Here is a 19,027-nt window from a genome sequence, read left to right as displayed (position 1 = left end):
ATCAGCGCTGTACGGTGTATACACCTTCATTCTTAATCACCAAATATTACCAAGTCAAGCTATTGTTACTAATTATCAACGAAATGATCCGAAAAACCCATAAATTTGTTAAAAATAGGTTACGAAAGCCCTATTATTATTTTCGTAAAATAATAGAAAATATCTTGGGAAGGAGAGATTCTTGGTTGTGGAGATAAGGTGAGAGAAGAGTTCGAAATTTTTCGTTAAGATATCATCTATTAGGGGGGCGTTAGAGGGACTCTGAAGCAAAATGAAAACCTGTTCATAAATGAACAGGTTAATTTTATCACGTATGTTTTTTTATTATGAAGGGGGAGTTAAAAGAAACTTATAATTTAGATGAGATCGTCTTCTGTTTCAACTTCTTCATCAAGCTCTACTTCTTCCTCACCATCATCTTCATCTTCGTCTTCTTCCTCATCGGCATCTTCATTAACAACTTCTTCTGTTAAATCTTCGATGGGATCTGCTGATTCAGTTACTTCTAATTCATCAACAACGACTTCATCTTCTAATACGATAGCATTTTCTAAATCTCCCATATTAATCCCTCCGTTTATGCACCTAGTTCACTAAGTGTAGAACAAATATATCATTTATGTTAGAAAAAGATTGTCATATCATGCAGCTTGAAACTAATAATTTTCCACTATTTTTTGATGATTTATGACTCTATTCTTTCGAATATTAGCTAGCAATAGTCTGTTTTTGCAGATTCATAGAATGAAATTATTTGTGTGTAGTTATGTTTGCTAGATGGTATGATACTTACGTTGATTTATACATGAGGAAATGAAGGGTGATAGGATGCAAACGTTATATGATGTTATTTTTGATATGGATGTACATGATGAATTTGGTTGGGAATTAGAGAATGTGAAGGTCATGAAGTTAAATGGATTAGAGATAAATCGTAAATTTCTGAATTTTGTTCTGCAATTAGGTGATCGTGTAGAGATCGAAACGTTGAATGGGAAGGTCTATACGGAGATAGTACATTAAGCCATTCAAGTTATTTTAGCTAAAAGGTTGTAACCTTATGAACTACTTGGCGTTATATATGATAACGACACAGTGAAGGGGACTCCGAATGTTCATAAAAAAGAAGAATAATGTTGTCCATTTATACGACCTTAGAGTGGAAGATCGGCCGCCGTTCGTTCGTGATCGACGGTCTTTGATTATAGCGATGGCTCTGTTGTTGTTAGTGATTATATTGTGCATTCGCTATCCTGGGCCGCTGACTGTGGCTGAAATGCTCTTTCAATGGGTAGGGTTACCCATACACTCGGGTGAGAATGGCATGGGATTTCATTACGCGAACATAGGTGTATTGTTGATATTGGTGGTCTTATTCTTTGTATTAGACAGAGCTCTTAATCGGGGGCTATTTGTAGCATTCATTCTTATTATGATGTTATTGAATAGTGCTCCAGGTTGGGTTATAACGACGTATCAACAGTTATTTGCATCAGGTGTATATGCTGTAGAAGTGGAACGGGATCATGTTAGTTGTAATTATGTTCTTGAAAAAAACAAATATACAGGTACCTGTCAATTAACATTAACCAATTATAGTAGAAATACTGTTGAAATAACTCCTGTCATCGAAGTTCCTATTTTTTATGGCAAGCCGCTATCTAACTTACCTGATATCCGATTGTCTTCGTTGGATCTAGCGCCACATTCAGAAGAAATCTATGGTGTGAAGTTTGATTATGATATAGATTATTCTGTGAGCATGACGGGAACCATTGGGTCCGGATTGATGATTACTTTGAGTGATGGCGTTCATGAGCGAAGGTGGGAATGAAGTGAAGGGTGATATCCACATGACAAATTCGGTATTGAATTATTATAATAGCTTCGGGGAGAGGGAGTGGAGTCGCTTAGACCGTGAACCTCTTGAATTCACCGTGAATTGGCATTACATCAATAAGTATTTACCGCCCACAGGTCATATTCTAGACAATGGTGCAGGGCCAGGTAAATATGCTATGAGACTTGCTCAGCAGGGATACCGAATGACATTAGCTGACCTCACACCTAAACTTGTAGACATAGCTAGAGAAAAGTCATGTGAGTTCCGAGTGGAGGCACTCTTTAATGGGTTTCATGTAGCGGATGCTCGGGATTTATCGGTGTTTGCAGCTGATTCCTTCGATGCATCGTTAATGCTGGGTCCGATGTATCATCTACAGGATGGGAGAGACCGTCGGATGGCTATCCAAGAACTTCATCGAGTGACGAAGAAGGGAAATTACGTATTTGTTGCTTTTCGTTCTCGTACGAATCATGCGCTGGCGTCGCTGTTATCCCCGAATCATTGGAGACCGAATGACAATATGGATGCTATTCAAGCGTTTATGCAGGATGGTATTTTTAATCATACAGATGAAGGAAGATATACCGGGGCCTACTTCTACAATGTAGAAGATATTAACCCTTTCATGGAGAGTCATGGGTTTGAATCTATTCAGCTGATTGGTTCAACCAATGTCGGGGCGTTATTGAACGAAGAGCAATGGTCATATTGGCAACAGAGGGGTCAAGAAGAATATGATCAGTTGATCAATTACCTTATACAAAATGCTCAAGATCCATCGTTGTTGGGGATTTCCTCGCATCTTCTATATATTGGGCGTACCGTTTAATAGATAGATTGTTGATATTAAATGCTGCAGAGGTAGGGTCCTTGCCATTAATCTAACGAGAACGTCATTTACAATATCGGTTAAAAAGGGCGACTTTCGTTCAATCTGAACGGAAGTCGCCTTTTTTTGAAATATAAGAATTTATAAGTATTTCCACTTATAAATGGCTTATATTTCAACGCTAAACGTTTCTTCGTCGTTAAAGGACGACGAGATCGTTTATGCTTATCCTCTTTTACTTTATTTACAGAAGTCGAAGTAACGATGAACTGAATTATTTTTTCTTAATTGGAATCCACACTTCACAGCGATAATCCTCAGCACTTGGATTACCAGGCAGATACAGTTCAAACTCGGCTCCACCCGCGTGCTCATACCCTGTTCCAGGGAACCATTCTTGAAAGATCCGTTCCCAAACCTCTTGAATGGCGTGCGGCATGGGCCCTACAGAAGTGAAGATGGCCCAATTCGCAGCAGGAATAACAGTGGTTGCGAAACCTTGTGGGTCGGTTTCAGGGCGTCCTTCCACAGCGATCCAATAAGAAAATGTTTCTTTGTCATGCTCCATACCTGTACAGATACCCATTAAATCCTTGTCAACACCAATCTCGATAAGCTTATCGGAGGTGCCGTCTTCGTTTGCTTTCTGCCAAAGGAGGGGGATTTCGCGTGTATTCTCCCCATCTCTAGTCGTAAGCTGAATGGGTTTGCCGATAACAGTAAATGCTTCCTTTTCCACGATTCTGTATTCCATTTCTTTATCTCCCTTCAAAGCTAAGTGGAAGGAGAGGCGGGGGAACGCTTTAAGTTGTATTCCTGGCTCGCGCGCTGTAGAAGGTGCAATGCCGTGTGCCTTTCGGAACGCCTTAGCGAAAGATTCAGGAGACTCATATCCGTATTTCAGAGCTACGTCTAGCACTTTAACTTTGGAGATTGCTAGTTCCTGAGCAGCCAGTGTCAATCTACGTCTGCGAATATAGTCTGCAACCGATACACCGGTCAGCATGAAGAACATGCGCTGGAAGTGGAAAGGGGAGGAGTATGCTACTTTTGCGATATCGTCAATAAGTAAGGTTTCCTCCATCTTGCTCTCCATATAATCCAAAGCTTCCTTCATTCGGATAAGCCATTCCATGGTTGCCATCTCCTCTTGAATTCATACTATCATGATGAGGTTCTCCGCACCTGTTCCTCCGTGCTCTCTAAAGACAGGTTACATGTCTTATTCGATCATTGTCATGAGAGCGGCATCTAATGCATGGACAAGCTTATCGCACCAAATATCAAACTCCTTATCTTCTTTTTGAAGTTCAGGATGTGCGAGTATGTGTTGAACAGTCTGCTTAATACCTTGATCAAGTCGAGTGGTTGCCACGAATTCAGGTACAAGCCTTTTCAGTTTACTATTGTCAAATACGACAGAATTAGCTTTATCCCCTAGAAGTCCACCTCTGAAATCTTCTTTACTAGACGCAGCCAAGAATTCGGATGATACATGTACTGCGTTGAGTTTCACACCTAAGGCATCTGCAATGATCTCGTATATTTGATTCCAAGTAACAGATTCATCTGACGTGATATGTACGGACTCACCAATCGCATGGATATTTCCCATTAAGCCGATAAAGCCTTTCGCAAAATCACGATTATGTGTCATTGTCCATAAGGATGTACCATCGCCATGAATGATTACAGGTTTACTTTCCAACATACGTTTAGCAACTTGCCAACTTCCGTTTGCTCCATGTACACCCAGCGGAATGGAACGTTCATCATAGGTGTGACTTGGTCTTATAATGGTGATTGGAAATCCGTGTTCACGATATTGTTTCATCAGATACTCTTCACAAGCAATTTTATTTCTTGAATATTCCCAGAACGGATTCGATAGAGGGGTTCCCTCCGTAATTCGATAATCGGATAGAGGGGTCTGATAGGCAGAGGCAGAACTTACGAATATAAATTGTTTCGTCTTACCTTTGAACAGTCGAACATCTCTTTCCAACTGACTAGGTTCAAATGCTATGAAATCTGCAACGACATCAAACTCCATATGTTCAATAAGTGAAGATACATTCTCTTCGTCATGAATATCCGCTGTAATGATCTTTACTCCAGCTGGCAGAGTATCATTATGCGTACCTCTATTTAGAAGATAAAGGTCGCACCCTTGGTCCAATAACTGTCTTGTGATAGCAGAACTAATGGTTCCTGTTCCTCCAATAAATAGTGCTTTCATGATCCACCTCCGTGAAATAGTACTACGATTTCCTTCACTATCATTATAGCGCGAACTTTAATCAGTAGAGTGTGAATTAAAAGATAAATCTTCGGAATTAGTTCAGAAAAAGGATAGGTTGCTAACCTAAATATATTATGCTTTAATATTACTATTGCAGTTAATGGATATTTACTAGGTTGACATGTAATTATCTGAAAAAGAGGTGTTTAAGATAATGGATAATTCTAACTTGTTGCTCGCAAGAGAAATGATTGGGATTTTTGATAAATTTATTAAAATTGATTGGGGTAAGAAAGAAAACCTCGGTATACGACCAAGTGAGGTTAGAGTATTGCTGTGTATTAAACAATTAACGACGAATGAGAGTGATAAAGGGGTCAGCATTTCAGATATTAGTAAAAAACTAATCGTAACCTCTCCATCGGTAACTCAAGTGACGAAACAATTAATTGAATATGGTTACGTACAGAGTGTACCTGACTCCAAGGACAAACGAATAACATTACTCCGCTTCACAGATTGTGGAGAGGAATTTACTCAAAGAGCATGGGAGCGAGTAAGCACTCACTTTACGGGTCTAATTGAGAGGCTTGGAGAGGAGAAAGTGACAACACTTATTATGCTGCTTGAAGAAGTTTATGAATATTCTAGAGAGTCGAAGGAACTTAAATCATAACAGACATGGCAAGCCATTGTCCGTCCATGAAAGAAGTTTATTTTACAGGATGATATAATGGGTCGGAGTCGGTTGTTTGAGAATGGAATGGAACAATAAATCGTGGATGTTAGAGGTGAATCGGAATGATTAAGTTATCTGTAATCGCACCGATGTACAATAATGAAGATCATATTAGAGAACTTCATCGTAGTATTACAGATGCAATAAAAGATAGAGTTGAGAGTTATGAGATTATACTTGTTAATGATGGCAGCAAGGATCGCAGCGCAAGTGTTCTGAATGACATAGCGAGTACAGATGAGTTCGTAAAAGTAATTCATTTTGAGAAAAACTGTGGTCTAACGGCGGCTATTTGGGCAGGCATTAGAAAGTCAGAGGGCGAATTAATTGCATTAATTGATGCAGATTTACAAACAGATCCCCGAGATATTTTTAGATTAATGCCTTTTATTGAAAGAGTGGACTTTGTTAATGGCAAACGAACGGATCGAAAGGATGCTTGGATTAAAAAGGTATGTTCACGCATTAGAAATGGCATTCAAAATTGGTTGACAGGTGATACCATTAGAGACGCAGGGTGTCCGCTGAAGTTAATGAAACGGGAAGTGGCTGAGAGTTTCTACTTATATAATGGCATGCATCAATTTCTCCCCACACTGGCAAAAATGAATGGATTCTCTGTTATTGAGGTTTCCGTAACGCATAGGAAAAGCAAGAAGCATGGCGGTTCAAAGTATGGTTTGTATAAACGAACATTTCTTGGGTACAAGGATGCAATAATGTTGGGGTGGATCAAGAAAAGAGTCGTTCAGTATAGAATAAAAGGCGAATAGCACGAAGTTTCAAGCTCCATATATACGATAGGATCAAAAAAGCACCTCAAGATTAGGAGGGAACTGAAAAACTTTCGTGTTTAATTTTAAGTGAACATACAAAATAAAATGGGTGATCTTTCGTTCAATTTATAAACGGAAGGTCGCCTTTCTTTACGCCGTATTTCAGTTTTTTTCTGTCATCAAGAAAGTTATGTTTCGTTTCAGATTGACGGAGAATACTGCCATCGCACCTTGGCACTGCATTGCGACCATTATCGAGACAATATTTATAGAGGGAAGCATCATGAACACCCGTCTAGATTTGATACCTTTATCATACGAAAAAACAGGCACCTTTTGCACAAAGAGATTGTGAAATAGATGCCTGTAAAGAAAAAAATGGAATACGTTCGAAGCAGTGAAGATGACGGAATTGTCCTGAAGAAGCGTAAGCGTTCGTCTAAAAGCTTTCCTTAGGAAAGCTACATCGGAAGCATAATCTTGCCATCGGATTTCAACCGCTATAGGGGGTTATACAATCAAGAAATCTGAGGGCAACAGCGATCGTAAGGACAATCCGTTATCGTAGCGGCATCCTACACAATGTGTCGACTTTGTCAGTGACATCCAAGAATAGAAATTGTTCCACTATAATCTAATCTGATCTTGCGGCCATAAGTCCCAAGGATATTGGGATGGCGGTGTAGAGATTAATGTCACTTCTTCCTTCGTGACGGGATGAGGGAAGCCAACAAATACCGACCAAAGGGCGATTTGCTGTCCAACCTTGTTCACCCCACGACCGTACTTCTGATCACCATATAGGGGGTAACCAGCATGACTGAACTGTACACGAATCTGATGGGATCTCCCTGTAAGAAGTTCGACTTGGACTAGACTTAAAGAACCTGAGGTTCCGATCACTTTGTAATCTAGGATCGCTTCTTTGGCTCCGGCTGTACCACGCGCAACAACAGATACAGTATTCGTCTTAGGATCTTTTAACAGCATATCGTGTAATCTTCCTTGTGGGGAAGATAGGGTTCCGTGTACGACGGCTAAATAGACTTTACGGAAACTACGGCTTCGAACAGTTTCGGATAGACGGGAAGCTGCCTTGGATGTCTTCGCGAAAATCATTGCGCCTCCAACAGGTCGATCTAGTCTATGAACAAGCCCAACGTATACGTTGCCGGGTTTATTATACCGTTCCTTAATATCCTGTTTAAGAATATTCACGAGGTCGGGATCACCCGATGCGTCTTCTTGGGTAGGAACATTCACAGGCTTAACAATGCCAAGAAGATGGTTGTCCTCATAGAGGATAGGTATAGTGGAATTCGATGTATCCTCTTGCTTCATAGATTTAAGCCTCCCAGCGACCTAGAATACCACATGGAAGAGTTAGGCCTGATGAAGAAATAGGAAGACCAATTTCCCCTGAAGATATACTACCACTATATTTCCGAGCCATAGTCATAGACAACATATTGGTCAGAACCGTTGGTGAAATCCCAGTCGTATAGGAATTGATGAGCATAAAGAGAGGGTTGTCTGACATAATTTCCATACAGCTCTCAAGAAACGGATACAAGCTGGACTCCAGCTTCCACATCTCGCCACCAGGACCACGACCATAGGAAGGGGGATCCATGATGATAGCGTCGTATTTATTCCCACGACGTTGTTCACGTTGTACGAATTTAAATACGTCATCAGTGATGAATCGTACCGGCCGGTCTTGTAGACCGGAAAGATGAAGATTCTCTTTCGCCCATTGCACCATACCTTTAGCTGCATCTACGTGTACAACCTCTGCACCCGCATAAGCTGCTGCAACCGTGGCACCACCTGTATATGCGAATAGATTCAATACTTTAATCGGACGACCTGCAGCTGAAATTTTGTCCATCATCCAGCGCCAATTCACAGCTTGTTCTGGAAATAGTCCAGTATGTTTGAAATTCGTTGGTTTTATGTGGAATTTCAACTTATCGTAAGAAACAGTCCAGCGATCTGGAATAGGTTTCTTCATATCCCATTGACCGCCACCAGCTGAACTACGAGTGTAATGACCATGGACTTTACGCCATGCGTCAGTTTCATTCTCTAGTGGCCAAATGATCTGTGGATCAGGTCTACGTAAGAAGACATCGCCCCATCTTTCAAGCTTATCACCGTCACCTGTGTCTAATAATTCGTAATCTTTCCAGTCGTGTGCTACATACATCATTAATCCATCCTTCATTTCAGTCTAAAAGTCATTTAGCTTATATTGTACAACATTTGTCCCACACAATACATCTTATGAAGGAAAAGGTTTTGAATATGTACTTGATATCTTCGTTCCATGAGGTTAAAATGGGGATGTAACAAGTTGTACGTACAAGGTGATATTTAAACAAGTGATACGTTAGGCAGTTATCATATGTAACCTTTTGAAAAAGAATGATTAGCACTTCTAGTTGTACGTACAATACGGTGTGAACTTTTCAACCTGATAGTGAAGCTTGCATGAAATATCTATGGAAGTTATTAGAGGAGGATTTATTCATGTTAAAAGTGAAACCGTTTCAATTCTGGTTTGTAACCGGGAGTCAGCACTTATATGGTCCAGAAACACTTCAACAAGTAGAAGAACATTCCCGTAAAATAGTAGAAGGCCTTAATCGTCATGACAATGTCACATTTGAAATTGTAAATAAACCCGTTCTTACGAACCCAGATTCAATACGTAGATTGTGTATCGATGCAAATAGTGACGAGAATTGTGCCGGTATTATTACATGGATGCATACATTCTCTCCATCCAAAATGTGGATTGCGGGTCTTTTGCAATTGAAGAAGCCACTTCTACATTTACACACGCAATTTAACCGTGACATCCCTTGGGATGCCATCGATATGGACTTCATGAACTTGAATCAGTCTGCACACGGTGATCGTGAATTTGGATTTATCGGTGCTCGTATGGGTATTCCTCGTAAAGTCGTTGTGGGTTATTGGGATGATCTTGCTGTTGTGGAGCGCATTAGTAGTTGGATGGCAACGGCTTCAGCAATTAATGAAAGTCAACATCTTAAACTGGCTCGCTTCGGGGACAACATGCGTAATGTTGCCGTTACAGATGGGGATAAAGTAGAAGCACAGATCAAGTTAGGCTGGGATGTAAGAGCTTATGGGATCGGTGATCTAGCTGATGTGATTAGTGGCGTGTCTGAAGGTGATGTTAATGCACTCTTTGAAGAATATACACAGAAATATGTATTATCTGAACAGGCGAAATCTGCGGGTCCAGTAAAAGAAGCTATTCTTGAACAGGCTCGTATTGAGCTTGGTATGAAGGCATTCCTTGAGCAAGGTGAATTCTCCGCTTTTACAACGAACTTCGAAGATCTACATGGAATGAAGCAATTACCAGGACTTGCTGTTCAACGTCTGATGGAACAAGGGTATGGATTCGGTGGAGAAGGAGATTGGAAGACATCTGCTTTACTTCGTCTCATGAAGATCATTGCTCGTAATGAGGGTACTTCCTTCATGGAAGATTACACATATCACTTCGAACCAGGGAACGAATTAATTCTAGGATCTCATATGTTGGAAGTATGTCCAACGATTGCTGCTGACAAACCACGCATTGAAGTTCATCCATTGTCCATTGGGGATCGTCAAGATCCTGCTCGCATGATTTTTGATAGTCGTAGTGGCCCGGCACTTGTTGCCTCTCTGGTGGACATGGGGAATCGTTTCCGTCTTATCATTAATGTAGTTGATGCCGTTAAAGCCATTCATGATATGCCGAAACTTCCCGTTGCGCGCGTCATGTGGAAACCGGAACCATCCCTTGCGGTATCTGCGGAATCCTGGATTCTTGCAGGGGGAGCGCATCATACCGTATTCTCATATAAAGTGACTACAGAACAGCTTGTAGATTGGGCAGAAGTGGTGGGTATCGAGTGTGTCATCATTGACAAGAATACAACGCCACAACTGTTTAAGAATGAGCTTCGTTGGAACGATATGTACTGGAAAATGAATTCTTAATTTTATCATTTGATTTAGCCAATAATGCAATATTCTTTCATATGAGGGTCAAACGATTCCCTGTGGAGATACTTATCTACGATAAAAGAGACATTCAAACGATTCCGTTTGAACGTCTCTTTTTCTTTTTTAGAAATGATGCACTTTATTTTTCGATCCGATCCGTTATCCACTGTATTGATAATAATCTTGTTGCTCCTGTGTAACGAACCCACAGGCTTCATATAGCTTCAAGGCTTTAGGGTTTTGAACGGCTACTTCTAGCCAGATTTCCTTCTCCTTAGGCCGTTCCTGCTCAATAATGAGCTGGAGTGTTTTACGACCAATCCCTTGACTACGAAGAGCTTGATCCACTACGAAGCCGTAGATCCATGTTTGTGCTTCCATTGGGACAACATTAACTTTTCCAACAGTTGCACTGTCAGAGTTCACAACATACATATGCTGTAGCCCATCTTCAGTTAAGGACTTCTTCATATCAAGTATATCGTCGTCACTCATTCCAAATCCTTCTTTATCCAGACGGAGCAATTCTTCGATATCATCATCGATAGCACTGCGAAGGGTAACATCATGTTGAGGTGTATCTACTTCATTAGAGCCTGTTGGGTCCTGGATATGAGCAGAATCCCATCGCATCTGATATTCCGAACTCTCATATTGACAAGGGATCGATTGAAGGAATTGTTTCCCAGAGACCGAATTAGCAGGTGTGTTTAGTAATAGTGATGAATAGCCTACTTCAAATAGGTCCTGTGTGGCTTTTTGAAATAGGGATGTAAATATCCCTTGTCGACGATACGCGGGATGTACCATACCACAAATCTCAAATTTAGCACCAAATTTATAGACACCTAGGAAGCCGATTAGCGTATTCCCATCATCTGAATAATGGAAATAATCATTCTTTTCCTCTGCTTTTCGGGAACGTAATGATTCCCAATTAAGCTTAAGGGCGATAGCGTCGGTATTCTCACAAAGGTGTTGAAGTGTTTGAATATCCTGTAGTTGTTGTTGATTAAGCAAGTGCAGATTCCTCCAATTTGTCCTCTCCCATGAAAAGGTTACTTCAATACATCTGCATATTCTGGATGTTTCTCGAATTGGTGTTTGGCGTAGCTACATTCTGGAATAATCTTACTGTTCTCTTGTCTAGCCTGATCGTCAACATGGCGAACAAGTTGTTCACCGATGGATTGGCCTCTAAGCGTCTCAGATACGTATGTGTGATCAATAAGAAGTTGCTGTTGTTCAGGTCTACTATACGTAATCTCTGCTAGCATCTGTCCATCTTCTTCAATATAGAATCTTCCTTTTTCGGATTGAATGTTGTTACTCATTGGCAAAGCCTCCTTATATTGTAGATTGTAACATTTGACAGTCTAGGAAATCCAATGTTGTGAAGTATTCTGTAAACAATGGGCGTCTGCCCCTTTCTCACCCTGGGTGAAAAGAATATGCTGAGGTATTATTAAGCTTAGAAGGTGGTTAACACATGGGGATCAAGACAGGTTCACAATATATACAGCAGATCGATCACTCTAAGCCCGAAGTCTGGTTTCATGGAGAGAAGCTCTCGGGACGGATATCTAATCACAGAGCATTTCGAGGGTTAATGGTTACACAATCCTCCATGTACGATATGCAACATGAGCCTATGTATAAGAATAAAATGACCTTTAGCTCTCCAACAACCGGTAATCCAGTAGGACTGTCTTTTCTGCACCCCAAGAGCAAAGAAGACGTGGCCAGACGTCGTGAGATGATGGTATTGTGGGGTGAACAGCACCAAGGATTCATGGGCCGTTCGCCGGACTATATGAATACGGCCTTGATGTCATTTAACGCTGCTTCTGAAATATTGTCAGAGGGATCACCACAATATGCACAGAATCTAAGAGATTATTATGTGTATTGCCGTGAGAATGACGTGACACTTTCACATGTGTTTGTTCAACCTCATGCAAGTAGGGTCCTGAAATTAATGGATAATGGATCTTTTGATACCGAAGCGGCAAAGATAGTAGATTCAAATAAGGATGGAATTATTGTGAACGGTGCCTTTTTATTGGCTACACAAGGGGTTACTTCGGATGAGATATGGGTTCATCCACCGGTTACAACCTACCTTCAAGAGACGAATAATCCCAATACTTTTGTATTTGCTGTTCCTAACAATTTACCAGGGATGAAATGGATTTGCCGTGAGAGTATGGTTGGTGGGGGTTCGCTCTTCGATTATCCGTTGAGTTCGAGGTACGAAGAAATGGATACATTGATCGTATTTGATCATGTGCTTGTTCCATGGAACCGTGTATTTGTTGCGGGTAATGATCGTTTATCTCAACGTTTATTTAGTGAGAGTGGATTTCATACACATTCTGCCCATCAAGTATTGTGTAGGTACATTACAAAAGCTGAGTTCTTACTAGGTGTCATTCTTAATATGGTGGAGTCTCTTGATCTAGGGGCACAACCACAGATTATAGAAAAGGTATCTGAAGTGATCGTTAGTGTCGAGACCTTAAAGGCGTTGTTAATAGCTTCCGAGGTTAATGCGTCTGCTGATCGATGGGGAGGTATGTTGCCAGATCGTAATTCGCTATGGACAGCTAACGTGTTGTTTCCCAAAATATATCCTCGTATGTTGGAGATCATTCAACTCATTGGAGCGAGTGGCATCATTATGATTCCGTCGGAAGCGGACTTCAATACGGAAATTGAACCTTATTTAAGTACTTATTTAGAAGGTAATTCCATGGATGCAAAGAAAAAGGTACAGTTATTTCGACTTGCATGGGAGCTAAGTGCAAGTGGGTTTGGAGGTCGACAGTCGCTATATGAGCGATTCTTCTTCGGTGATGCTAATACTGTGAATAGGAGACTATTTCAAGGTTATTCGCATAAAGATCATTTAATCAAGAAAGTGAATGATTTTCTGACATAATCACTTATTAACTTGCATATCTATGGTAGGGGGAACGTCCGGATTTACAGGAGAGGGAAACCGTCCGAAAGAGCCATTCTTGTATAAGATGGAGGCGGACGGATATGACCGTAGAACAGCTCATTCAACTGCTTGTGCTGATGATTATGATCATGGAGCTCGTGGTTGGAAAAGGAAAGTCATAATGGATGTATATGCACTTTATTCAAGTGAGTACTTCGTAGGAATAAACAGACAAAGAGCGCCTATTGTGGCGCTCTTTGTCTGTGTTTACATGGAGGAGAGATTAACTCCGAGTGAATTCTGTCTTTTTCTTCGCAATTTACCTTGTGGGACAATCATAGGAGAGTCATATATAGGATCTGGCATTACTTCACATTTCAAGCGGAATACAGCTTCAATGGTTTCGGCATTAATGACATCTGAAGGATGTCCTTGTGTATATACAGCTCCGTCTTGAATGGCTACGATATGATCCGCATAACGGCAAGCCAGATTAATATCGTGAAGGACCATAACGATTGTACGACCGTCTCGTTCGTTTAATTCACTTAATAAATCTAGCACATCGATCTGATGAGTCAAATCAAGGTAAGTTGTTGGTTCATCAAGTAATATAATATCGGTCTGTTGAGCTAGTGTCATCGCAATCCAGGCACGTTGACGCTGACCTCCAGATAAAGAATCAACAGACCGCTCCGTTAAATCTTCAATACCTGTCGCTTGTATTGCAGAGCTTACAGCATATTCATCTTCCTTAGACCATTGTTGAAGCCAAGACTGATAGGGATATCTACCTTGCTTAACTAATTGCAAGACGGTCAGTCCTTCTGGAGCAACGGGGCCTTGGGGAAGGAGAGAGAGTTGCTTAGCTAATGATTTGGAAGCCAGGTTTGAGATATTCGATCCGTCCAATTGAATCTCGCCTTGCGCTGGTTTAAGGAGACGGGCTAATGAGCGTAATAATGTCGATTTGCCACAACCGTTGCTACCGATAAAGACGGTAATTTTCCCTTCAGGTATTTCTAGGTTTAAATGATCAAAGATGAAGACTCCTCCGTAGGACACGGCCAAGTCTTTGGCTTCAAGTATGCTCATTAAGGTCATTCCTCCTTCAGTTATGCATTTCGACTACGATATAGTAAATATAAGAAGAACGGTGCCCCAATGGCTGCAGTGAATACGCCTGCTGGAATATCAAGAGGTGTAAAAATCGTTCTTGCAGCTAGGTCTGAGATAAGTAATATCAGAGCACCCAATAATGCACTAACAGGGAGCAATCCGCCGAAGGATGAACCAACTAGCTTTCTAGCCATATGAGGTGCCATCAAACCGATGAATGTAATTGCGCCTCCTATTGCCACAGCAGCACCTGCCAGGGCAACACTAAGTAATAGTAGAATAAGTCGGTGTAGTTGTACGTTTGCGCCAGCGCTTGTAGCCACATCATCTCCAAGTGCTTGCACATTCACGTGTCGTGCTTGAATCCAAGTTAATGGGAGTAAGATGAGAACCCATGGTAGTAATGTAGTAACATCTTTCTCCCAAGACGAACCATAGATGCTCCCAGTCATAAATGTCATTGATTTGTTAGCAAGAACAAAGGCGCCTGATATGATAAACATATAAGAAATGGACTTAAAAGCAGCAGATAACCCCGTTCCTATGAGAATCATCCTTAATGGGGATGCGCCATCCTTCCATGACAGAAGATAGAGCAGAGCGGTTACGACGAATGCACCGATGATCGCTGCTAAGGGAGCCCATTGGATCGATACATGTTCAGATAAGAAGAAAATGAACAGTACGGTACCAAGAGAAGCCCCTTCCGTAATACCCGTTACATCAGGTGAAGCAAGTGGGTTGCGAATGATCCCTTGAAGAACAGCACCAGAAACGGCTAAAGAGGCACCTACAAGTACGGCTATAATAATCCGTGGAAGGCGGAGTTTCATAATGATGACGTCATTCACGCTACTTCCTTTACCGGCAAACGTCTGAATCACTTCAAGAGGAGACACATATTTACTACCAATTCCAGTACTAATCACAATAAGCGCGGCGGTAAGAATAAATAATATCGTAGTAATCCATAGCGTTCGTTTCTCAATTAGGAAAGAAAATTTCGACTTATTCCATCGCAGTGATGTGTATTTACTCATTGCACTCGTTTTCCTTTCCTTGCGATATAGACGAAGAATGGCACACCAAGGATGGCCGTCATTACGCCAACAGGTATTTCTTTGGGCATAGCTATGTAACGGGAACCAATATCTGCGCCTACTAATAATATCCCGCCTAATAGGGCGGAGTATGGTATGAGCCACCGGTAATCGTTGCCGACGAGAAATCGGACAATATGTGGGATGATAATGCCTACAAATGCAATTGGACCAGCCATAGCGACAGATCCCCCAGCAAGGAGAATTACAGCAATAGAAGCTAGGGTTTTGATTACAACCGTACGTTGACCAAGGGTCTGTGCAACATCATCTCCCATTAATAACACGTTAAGATGTCTAGAGAGTGATAGAGCTATAACGAAGCCAACCAATAGATACGGTAACACATTGATGAGTGCATTCATATCTCTACCTGCAACAGAGCCTACTAACCACACGAGGATCTGATCGAACATTTTACCATTGGTGAGCATATATCCTTGCGTCATAGAGTGAAAAAAGGCAGCAATGGATGAACCTGCGAGCGTAATTTTGATAGGTGTCATACCATCTTTTCCGATACTTCCAAGATAAAATACGATAGATCCGCTTATGGCCGCGCCTAGTAGAGCAAATAAAGTCAGTGATTGCATACCACTGATTCCGAGCCATCCTGATGCAATAACGACCATAAATGCAGCGCCCGAGTTAACCCCGAATAAGCTAGGTGAAGCGATGGGATTACGAGTAATGACTTGCATTAATGCTCCTGCTATTGCTAGACTTGCACCGGCAGCTGCAGCAATCAGGGCGCGTGGGACGCGTACCGTTTGAATGATTAAATGTTGTTGTGATAATGGATCATAATGAAGGAAAGAATCCCATATGGAGGATAACGGAATATCGGTAACTCCATATATAACACTACATATAATAGCTACAACTAGTAATAACAATGAACTTGCAAGACCAAGTAATCTCATATATGCCTACTTTCTGCTTCATTTGCGTAAGTCTACAGTAGAATTTTAGTAGATTCACGTACATGTGTCAATGCAATTGATAATCATTTTCATTGACAATATGGTGAATAATTATTACTATGGTCACAGTAGGAATAATTATTAATACATAGGGGGATTTAGCATGTTAAAGAAAGGCAATATGACCAAGACCAGAATGGGATGGGTACTAAGCACTCTTATTCTAATAATGATCGTAACGGGTTGTGGATCTAATAATAATAATTCAGCAAATGTGTCTAATAAAGTTAGTGACGATGCAGTAGGTACAGAGCAATCCTCGGACCAAGTTCGTACCATCAAACATGCTATGGGGGATACTGAGATTAAAGGAACACCACAACGTGTAGTCGTTCTAACCAACGAAGGAACTGAAGCCGTGTTGGCTCTTGGAATTAAACCCGTTGGAGCTGTTAAATCATGGACAGGTAGTCCTTGGTATGATCACATTGCAAAAGATATGGAAGGTGTTCAAGAGTTAGGCGAAGAAGGACAACCTAATCTGGAGTTAATCGCAGGATTGCAACCAGATCTAATCATCGCTAACAAGATGCGTCATGAAGAGATCTACGAGCAATTGAAGGCCATTGCACCAACAGTTGAATCTGAAACACTACGTGGTGACTGGAAAATCAACTTCAAGCTCTATGCTGAAGCACTAGGTAAATCAGAAGAAGCAGATAAGCAACTGGCTGCTTTTGACACTAGAGTTGAAGATTTCAAAGCTAAGGCTGGCGATAAACTGAAAGAAACGGTGTCCGTGGTTCGGTTCATGGCCGGAAAGACACGTGTATATCATGGAGATACATTCTCAGGTATTATTTTCGACCAGATCGGTATTGCTCGTAATGATATGACATTGAATAGTAAAGAAACGTTTGTAGATGAAATCACTAAAGAACGTTTACCAGAAGTGGATGCTCATCGTTTGTTCTATTTTACTTACGACACAGGTGATGGTAAAGCTAACGATACAGAAAAGGAATGGGTCAATGATCCGTTATGGAAAGGTCTAAGCGCGGTTAAAGAAGGACGAGTATATCGTGTGGATGATGCGATCTGGAATACAGCAGGTGGGATCAAAGCAGCTAACCTAGTCTTAGATGAGCTCTACATCATTTATGATGTGAAATAAAGAAGCGAATAAATGAATTGAAACAGTCGGCCCAAGACGGGTCGGCTGTTTTTGTATGATGAGAAATAGCATAACCTATTTGTTTACCCATATATTTAATGAGATGTTGCTGTTACGGTCGAGATTAGGGCTTAATTTAGTAGGTACATGTGAGAAGGAGGTACGTGGGATGAAAACTCTGTATAAGCTCATGTGGGTTAGAATCATCGGCGTAATTATTGTGGGGTATTGTATTATTCCAGGTATAACCGTGTTAGCCCATGTTCATGGGGAGGGTCATGCTACTAACAATACAGGAACTTCATCATTAACGATTTATACAGGTATCATTTCTCTTATTATCGTTATATTCCTCATAGCCGTTCTGATGGGTCGGTTGCATAAACAAGGATCAACGCTTTCTACAATGTCAGGTATGATGGCAACAATGACAGCGGGGATGCTCTCGAGTATGGTTGTTGGAACGATCGCGGGAATACTAATTGAACGATTATTATTGTCTGCCGTCATTGGCGTTCTCTTTGGCATAGTTGTCGGCTATATATTAGGATTGCCACTAAGTCTTCTTGCTTCGATGGACGGGATGCTCTCAGGTATAATGGGAGGGATGATGGGGGCTATGTTGGGTGTGATGGTCACGACGGATTATCCAACGTTAACTATTGTTTTCGTCGACCTTCTTTTCTTTGTTGCGATGGCTTTTCTGTATAAGCTATTAGAGACGGAAGTGACTACTTTAAAATAATGAAGAGAATGAATAAGCCTTCCGGTTGTTGGAAGGCTTTTGACCCTTTTGACCCTTTCTAAGGATTTAGGGATTTAGTGATGTTAGGATGTAAGACTCTGAGTCGTGAAGTCGCTAATGCTCTAAGTCGCGATGTCGGTAATGCTTCGAAGTTACTAATACACTAAGTCGCGATGTCGCTAATGCTTCGAAGTTACTAATACTCTAGGTCACTGAGTAACTAATTCTTCGAAATAAACAATGTTCTAAGTCTCTAAGTAACTAATTCAATAATTCACTAAGGCTCTAAGCACTAAGTTTAATTGTGTGTTGAAACAATGGAGTATGTAAGAAGTAGCAGGATGAAGGAATGAAACGGAAGTCACATTAATAATAACAGGAAATACTCCTGCTAATATGACTAGTGAACACTTCGTAGATCAGTTAACTGGAATTTTGTAGCTAGAATAAAAAGTGGACACCTGTTAAGAGAAACTGGATAATTTACTTAACAAAGAAAGAGGTGTCCTTTTATGAGGGAACAACGACAACGGTTTAATGAGGAATTCAAAAAACAGA

Annotated in this window: 19 protein-coding genes; 9 read left to right on the top strand and 10 right to left on the bottom strand. The window is 41.0% G+C overall.

Annotated features, from left to right (window positions below):
• Positions 1-356: 356 nt before the first annotated feature.
• The gene (locus AC1D7X_RS00095) at positions 357-563 is read right to left on the bottom strand and encodes a hypothetical protein (protein ID WP_495454633.1); all 207 of its coding nucleotides are present in this window, start codon (positions 561-563) and stop codon (positions 357-359) included.
• Positions 564-828: 265 nt separating this feature from the next.
• Between AC1D7X_RS00095 and AC1D7X_RS00090 the strand changes: the two genes are divergently transcribed.
• The 3 genes from AC1D7X_RS00090 (at position 829) to AC1D7X_RS00080 (ending at position 2,675) form a co-directional block, all read left to right on the top strand.
• Positions 829-1,023 (top strand): hypothetical protein, encoded by a 195-nt coding sequence (locus AC1D7X_RS00090; RefSeq protein WP_495454634.1) that lies wholly within the window; start codon positions 829-831, stop codon positions 1,021-1,023.
• Positions 1,024-1,111: 88 nt separating this feature from the next.
• Positions 1,112-1,834 carry a hypothetical protein gene (locus AC1D7X_RS00085; protein WP_495454635.1) on the top strand — a complete coding sequence of 241 codons (723 nt, stop codon included), beginning with the start codon at positions 1,112-1,114 and terminating at the stop codon, positions 1,832-1,834.
• A gap of 19 nt (positions 1,835-1,853) precedes the next feature.
• The gene (locus AC1D7X_RS00080; protein WP_495474420.1) at positions 1,854-2,675 is read left to right on the top strand and encodes a methyltransferase domain-containing protein; all 822 of its coding nucleotides are present in this window, start codon (positions 1,854-1,856) and stop codon (positions 2,673-2,675) included.
• Positions 2,676-2,949: 274 nt separating this feature from the next.
• Here AC1D7X_RS00080 and AC1D7X_RS00075 read toward each other — a convergent pair whose 3' ends face one another.
• Together AC1D7X_RS00075 and AC1D7X_RS00070 are read right to left on the bottom strand one after the other, a co-directional pair.
• Complete coding sequence (locus AC1D7X_RS00075) at positions 2,950-3,810, bottom strand: AraC family transcriptional regulator (RefSeq protein WP_495454636.1); 861 nt, start codon at positions 3,808-3,810, stop codon at positions 2,950-2,952.
• 87 nt (positions 3,811-3,897) lie between these two features.
• Positions 3,898-4,914 carry an SDR family oxidoreductase gene (locus tag AC1D7X_RS00070; RefSeq protein ID WP_495454637.1) on the bottom strand — a complete coding sequence of 339 codons (1,017 nt, stop codon included), beginning with the start codon at positions 4,912-4,914 and terminating at the stop codon, positions 3,898-3,900.
• Between the two features lie 217 nt (positions 4,915-5,131).
• Between AC1D7X_RS00070 and AC1D7X_RS00065 the strand changes: the two genes are divergently transcribed.
• A complete protein-coding gene (locus AC1D7X_RS00065) occupies positions 5,132-5,593 on the top strand; it encodes a MarR family winged helix-turn-helix transcriptional regulator (protein WP_495474419.1) in 462 nt (153 codons plus the stop codon).
• Positions 5,594-5,718: 125 nt separating this feature from the next.
• Positions 5,719-6,429 carry a glycosyltransferase family 2 protein gene (locus AC1D7X_RS00060; RefSeq protein ID WP_495454639.1) on the top strand — a complete coding sequence of 237 codons (711 nt, stop codon included), beginning with the start codon at positions 5,719-5,721 and terminating at the stop codon, positions 6,427-6,429.
• A gap of 630 nt (positions 6,430-7,059) precedes the next feature.
• Here AC1D7X_RS00060 and AC1D7X_RS00055 read toward each other — a convergent pair.
• Positions 7,060-7,773 (bottom strand): RluA family pseudouridine synthase, encoded by a 714-nt coding sequence (locus tag AC1D7X_RS00055; protein WP_495454640.1) that lies wholly within the window; start codon positions 7,771-7,773, stop codon positions 7,060-7,062.
• A gap of 4 nt (positions 7,774-7,777) precedes the next feature.
• Positions 7,778-8,641 carry a class I SAM-dependent methyltransferase gene (locus AC1D7X_RS00050; RefSeq protein WP_495454759.1) on the bottom strand — a complete coding sequence of 288 codons (864 nt, stop codon included), beginning with the start codon at positions 8,639-8,641 and terminating at the stop codon, positions 7,778-7,780.
• A gap of 323 nt (positions 8,642-8,964) precedes the next feature.
• On the opposite strand from AC1D7X_RS00050, the gene araA reads away from it, so the two are divergent.
• Complete coding sequence (gene araA / locus AC1D7X_RS00045; protein ID WP_495454641.1) at positions 8,965-10,458, top strand: L-arabinose isomerase; 1,494 nt, start codon at positions 8,965-8,967, stop codon at positions 10,456-10,458.
• A 165-nt stretch (positions 10,459-10,623) separates the two neighbouring features.
• On the opposite strand, the gene AC1D7X_RS00040 is transcribed toward araA, so the two are convergent.
• Together AC1D7X_RS00040 and AC1D7X_RS00035 are read right to left on the bottom strand one after the other, a co-directional pair.
• Positions 10,624-11,484, bottom strand: a complete 861-nt coding sequence (locus tag AC1D7X_RS00040; protein ID WP_495454642.1) for a GNAT family N-acetyltransferase — start codon at positions 11,482-11,484, stop codon at positions 10,624-10,626.
• A 38-nt stretch (positions 11,485-11,522) separates the two neighbouring features.
• On the bottom strand, positions 11,523-11,798 hold the full coding sequence (locus AC1D7X_RS00035; protein WP_495474418.1) for a GNAT family N-acetyltransferase: 276 nt from the start codon (positions 11,796-11,798) through the stop codon (positions 11,523-11,525).
• 155 nt (positions 11,799-11,953) lie between these two features.
• Between AC1D7X_RS00035 and AC1D7X_RS00030 the strand changes: the two genes are divergently transcribed.
• Entirely contained in the window at positions 11,954-13,405 is a 1,452-nt protein-coding gene (locus AC1D7X_RS00030) for a 4-hydroxyphenylacetate 3-hydroxylase family protein (protein WP_495454644.1), read from the top strand.
• A 270-nt stretch (positions 13,406-13,675) separates the two neighbouring features.
• Here the strand turns inward: AC1D7X_RS00030 and AC1D7X_RS00025 are convergent, their stop codons facing one another.
• The 3 genes from AC1D7X_RS00025 to AC1D7X_RS00015 are packed head-to-tail and all read right to left on the bottom strand — an operon-like array spanning position 13,676 to position 16,550.
• On the bottom strand, positions 13,676-14,503 hold the full coding sequence (locus AC1D7X_RS00025; protein ID WP_495454645.1) for an ABC transporter ATP-binding protein: 828 nt from the start codon (positions 14,501-14,503) through the stop codon (positions 13,676-13,678).
• Between the two features lie 20 nt (positions 14,504-14,523).
• Positions 14,524-15,567 carry a FecCD family ABC transporter permease gene (locus AC1D7X_RS00020; RefSeq protein WP_495454646.1) on the bottom strand — a complete coding sequence of 348 codons (1,044 nt, stop codon included), beginning with the start codon at positions 15,565-15,567 and terminating at the stop codon, positions 14,524-14,526.
• Positions 15,564-16,550 (bottom strand): FecCD family ABC transporter permease, encoded by a 987-nt coding sequence (locus AC1D7X_RS00015; protein WP_495454647.1) that lies wholly within the window; start codon positions 16,548-16,550, stop codon positions 15,564-15,566. Before AC1D7X_RS00015 ends, AC1D7X_RS00020 begins: the two co-directional genes overlap by 4 nt.
• Before the next feature lie 163 nt (positions 16,551-16,713).
• On the opposite strand from AC1D7X_RS00015, the gene AC1D7X_RS00010 reads away from it, so the two are divergent.
• Positions 16,714-17,724 carry an ABC transporter substrate-binding protein gene (locus tag AC1D7X_RS00010; protein ID WP_495454648.1) on the top strand — a complete coding sequence of 337 codons (1,011 nt, stop codon included), beginning with the start codon at positions 16,714-16,716 and terminating at the stop codon, positions 17,722-17,724.
• 169 nt (positions 17,725-17,893) lie between these two features.
• Positions 17,894-18,469 carry a hypothetical protein gene (locus tag AC1D7X_RS00005; protein WP_495454649.1) on the top strand — a complete coding sequence of 192 codons (576 nt, stop codon included), beginning with the start codon at positions 17,894-17,896 and terminating at the stop codon, positions 18,467-18,469.
• The last annotated feature ends 558 nt before the right edge of the window (positions 18,470-19,027 follow it).

It is taken from the genome of Paenibacillus sp. Y568 (assembly GCF_059445545.1).
The sequence above is the reverse complement of the archived record's forward strand: the minus strand, read 5'-3'. Positions and strand labels throughout refer to the sequence as shown.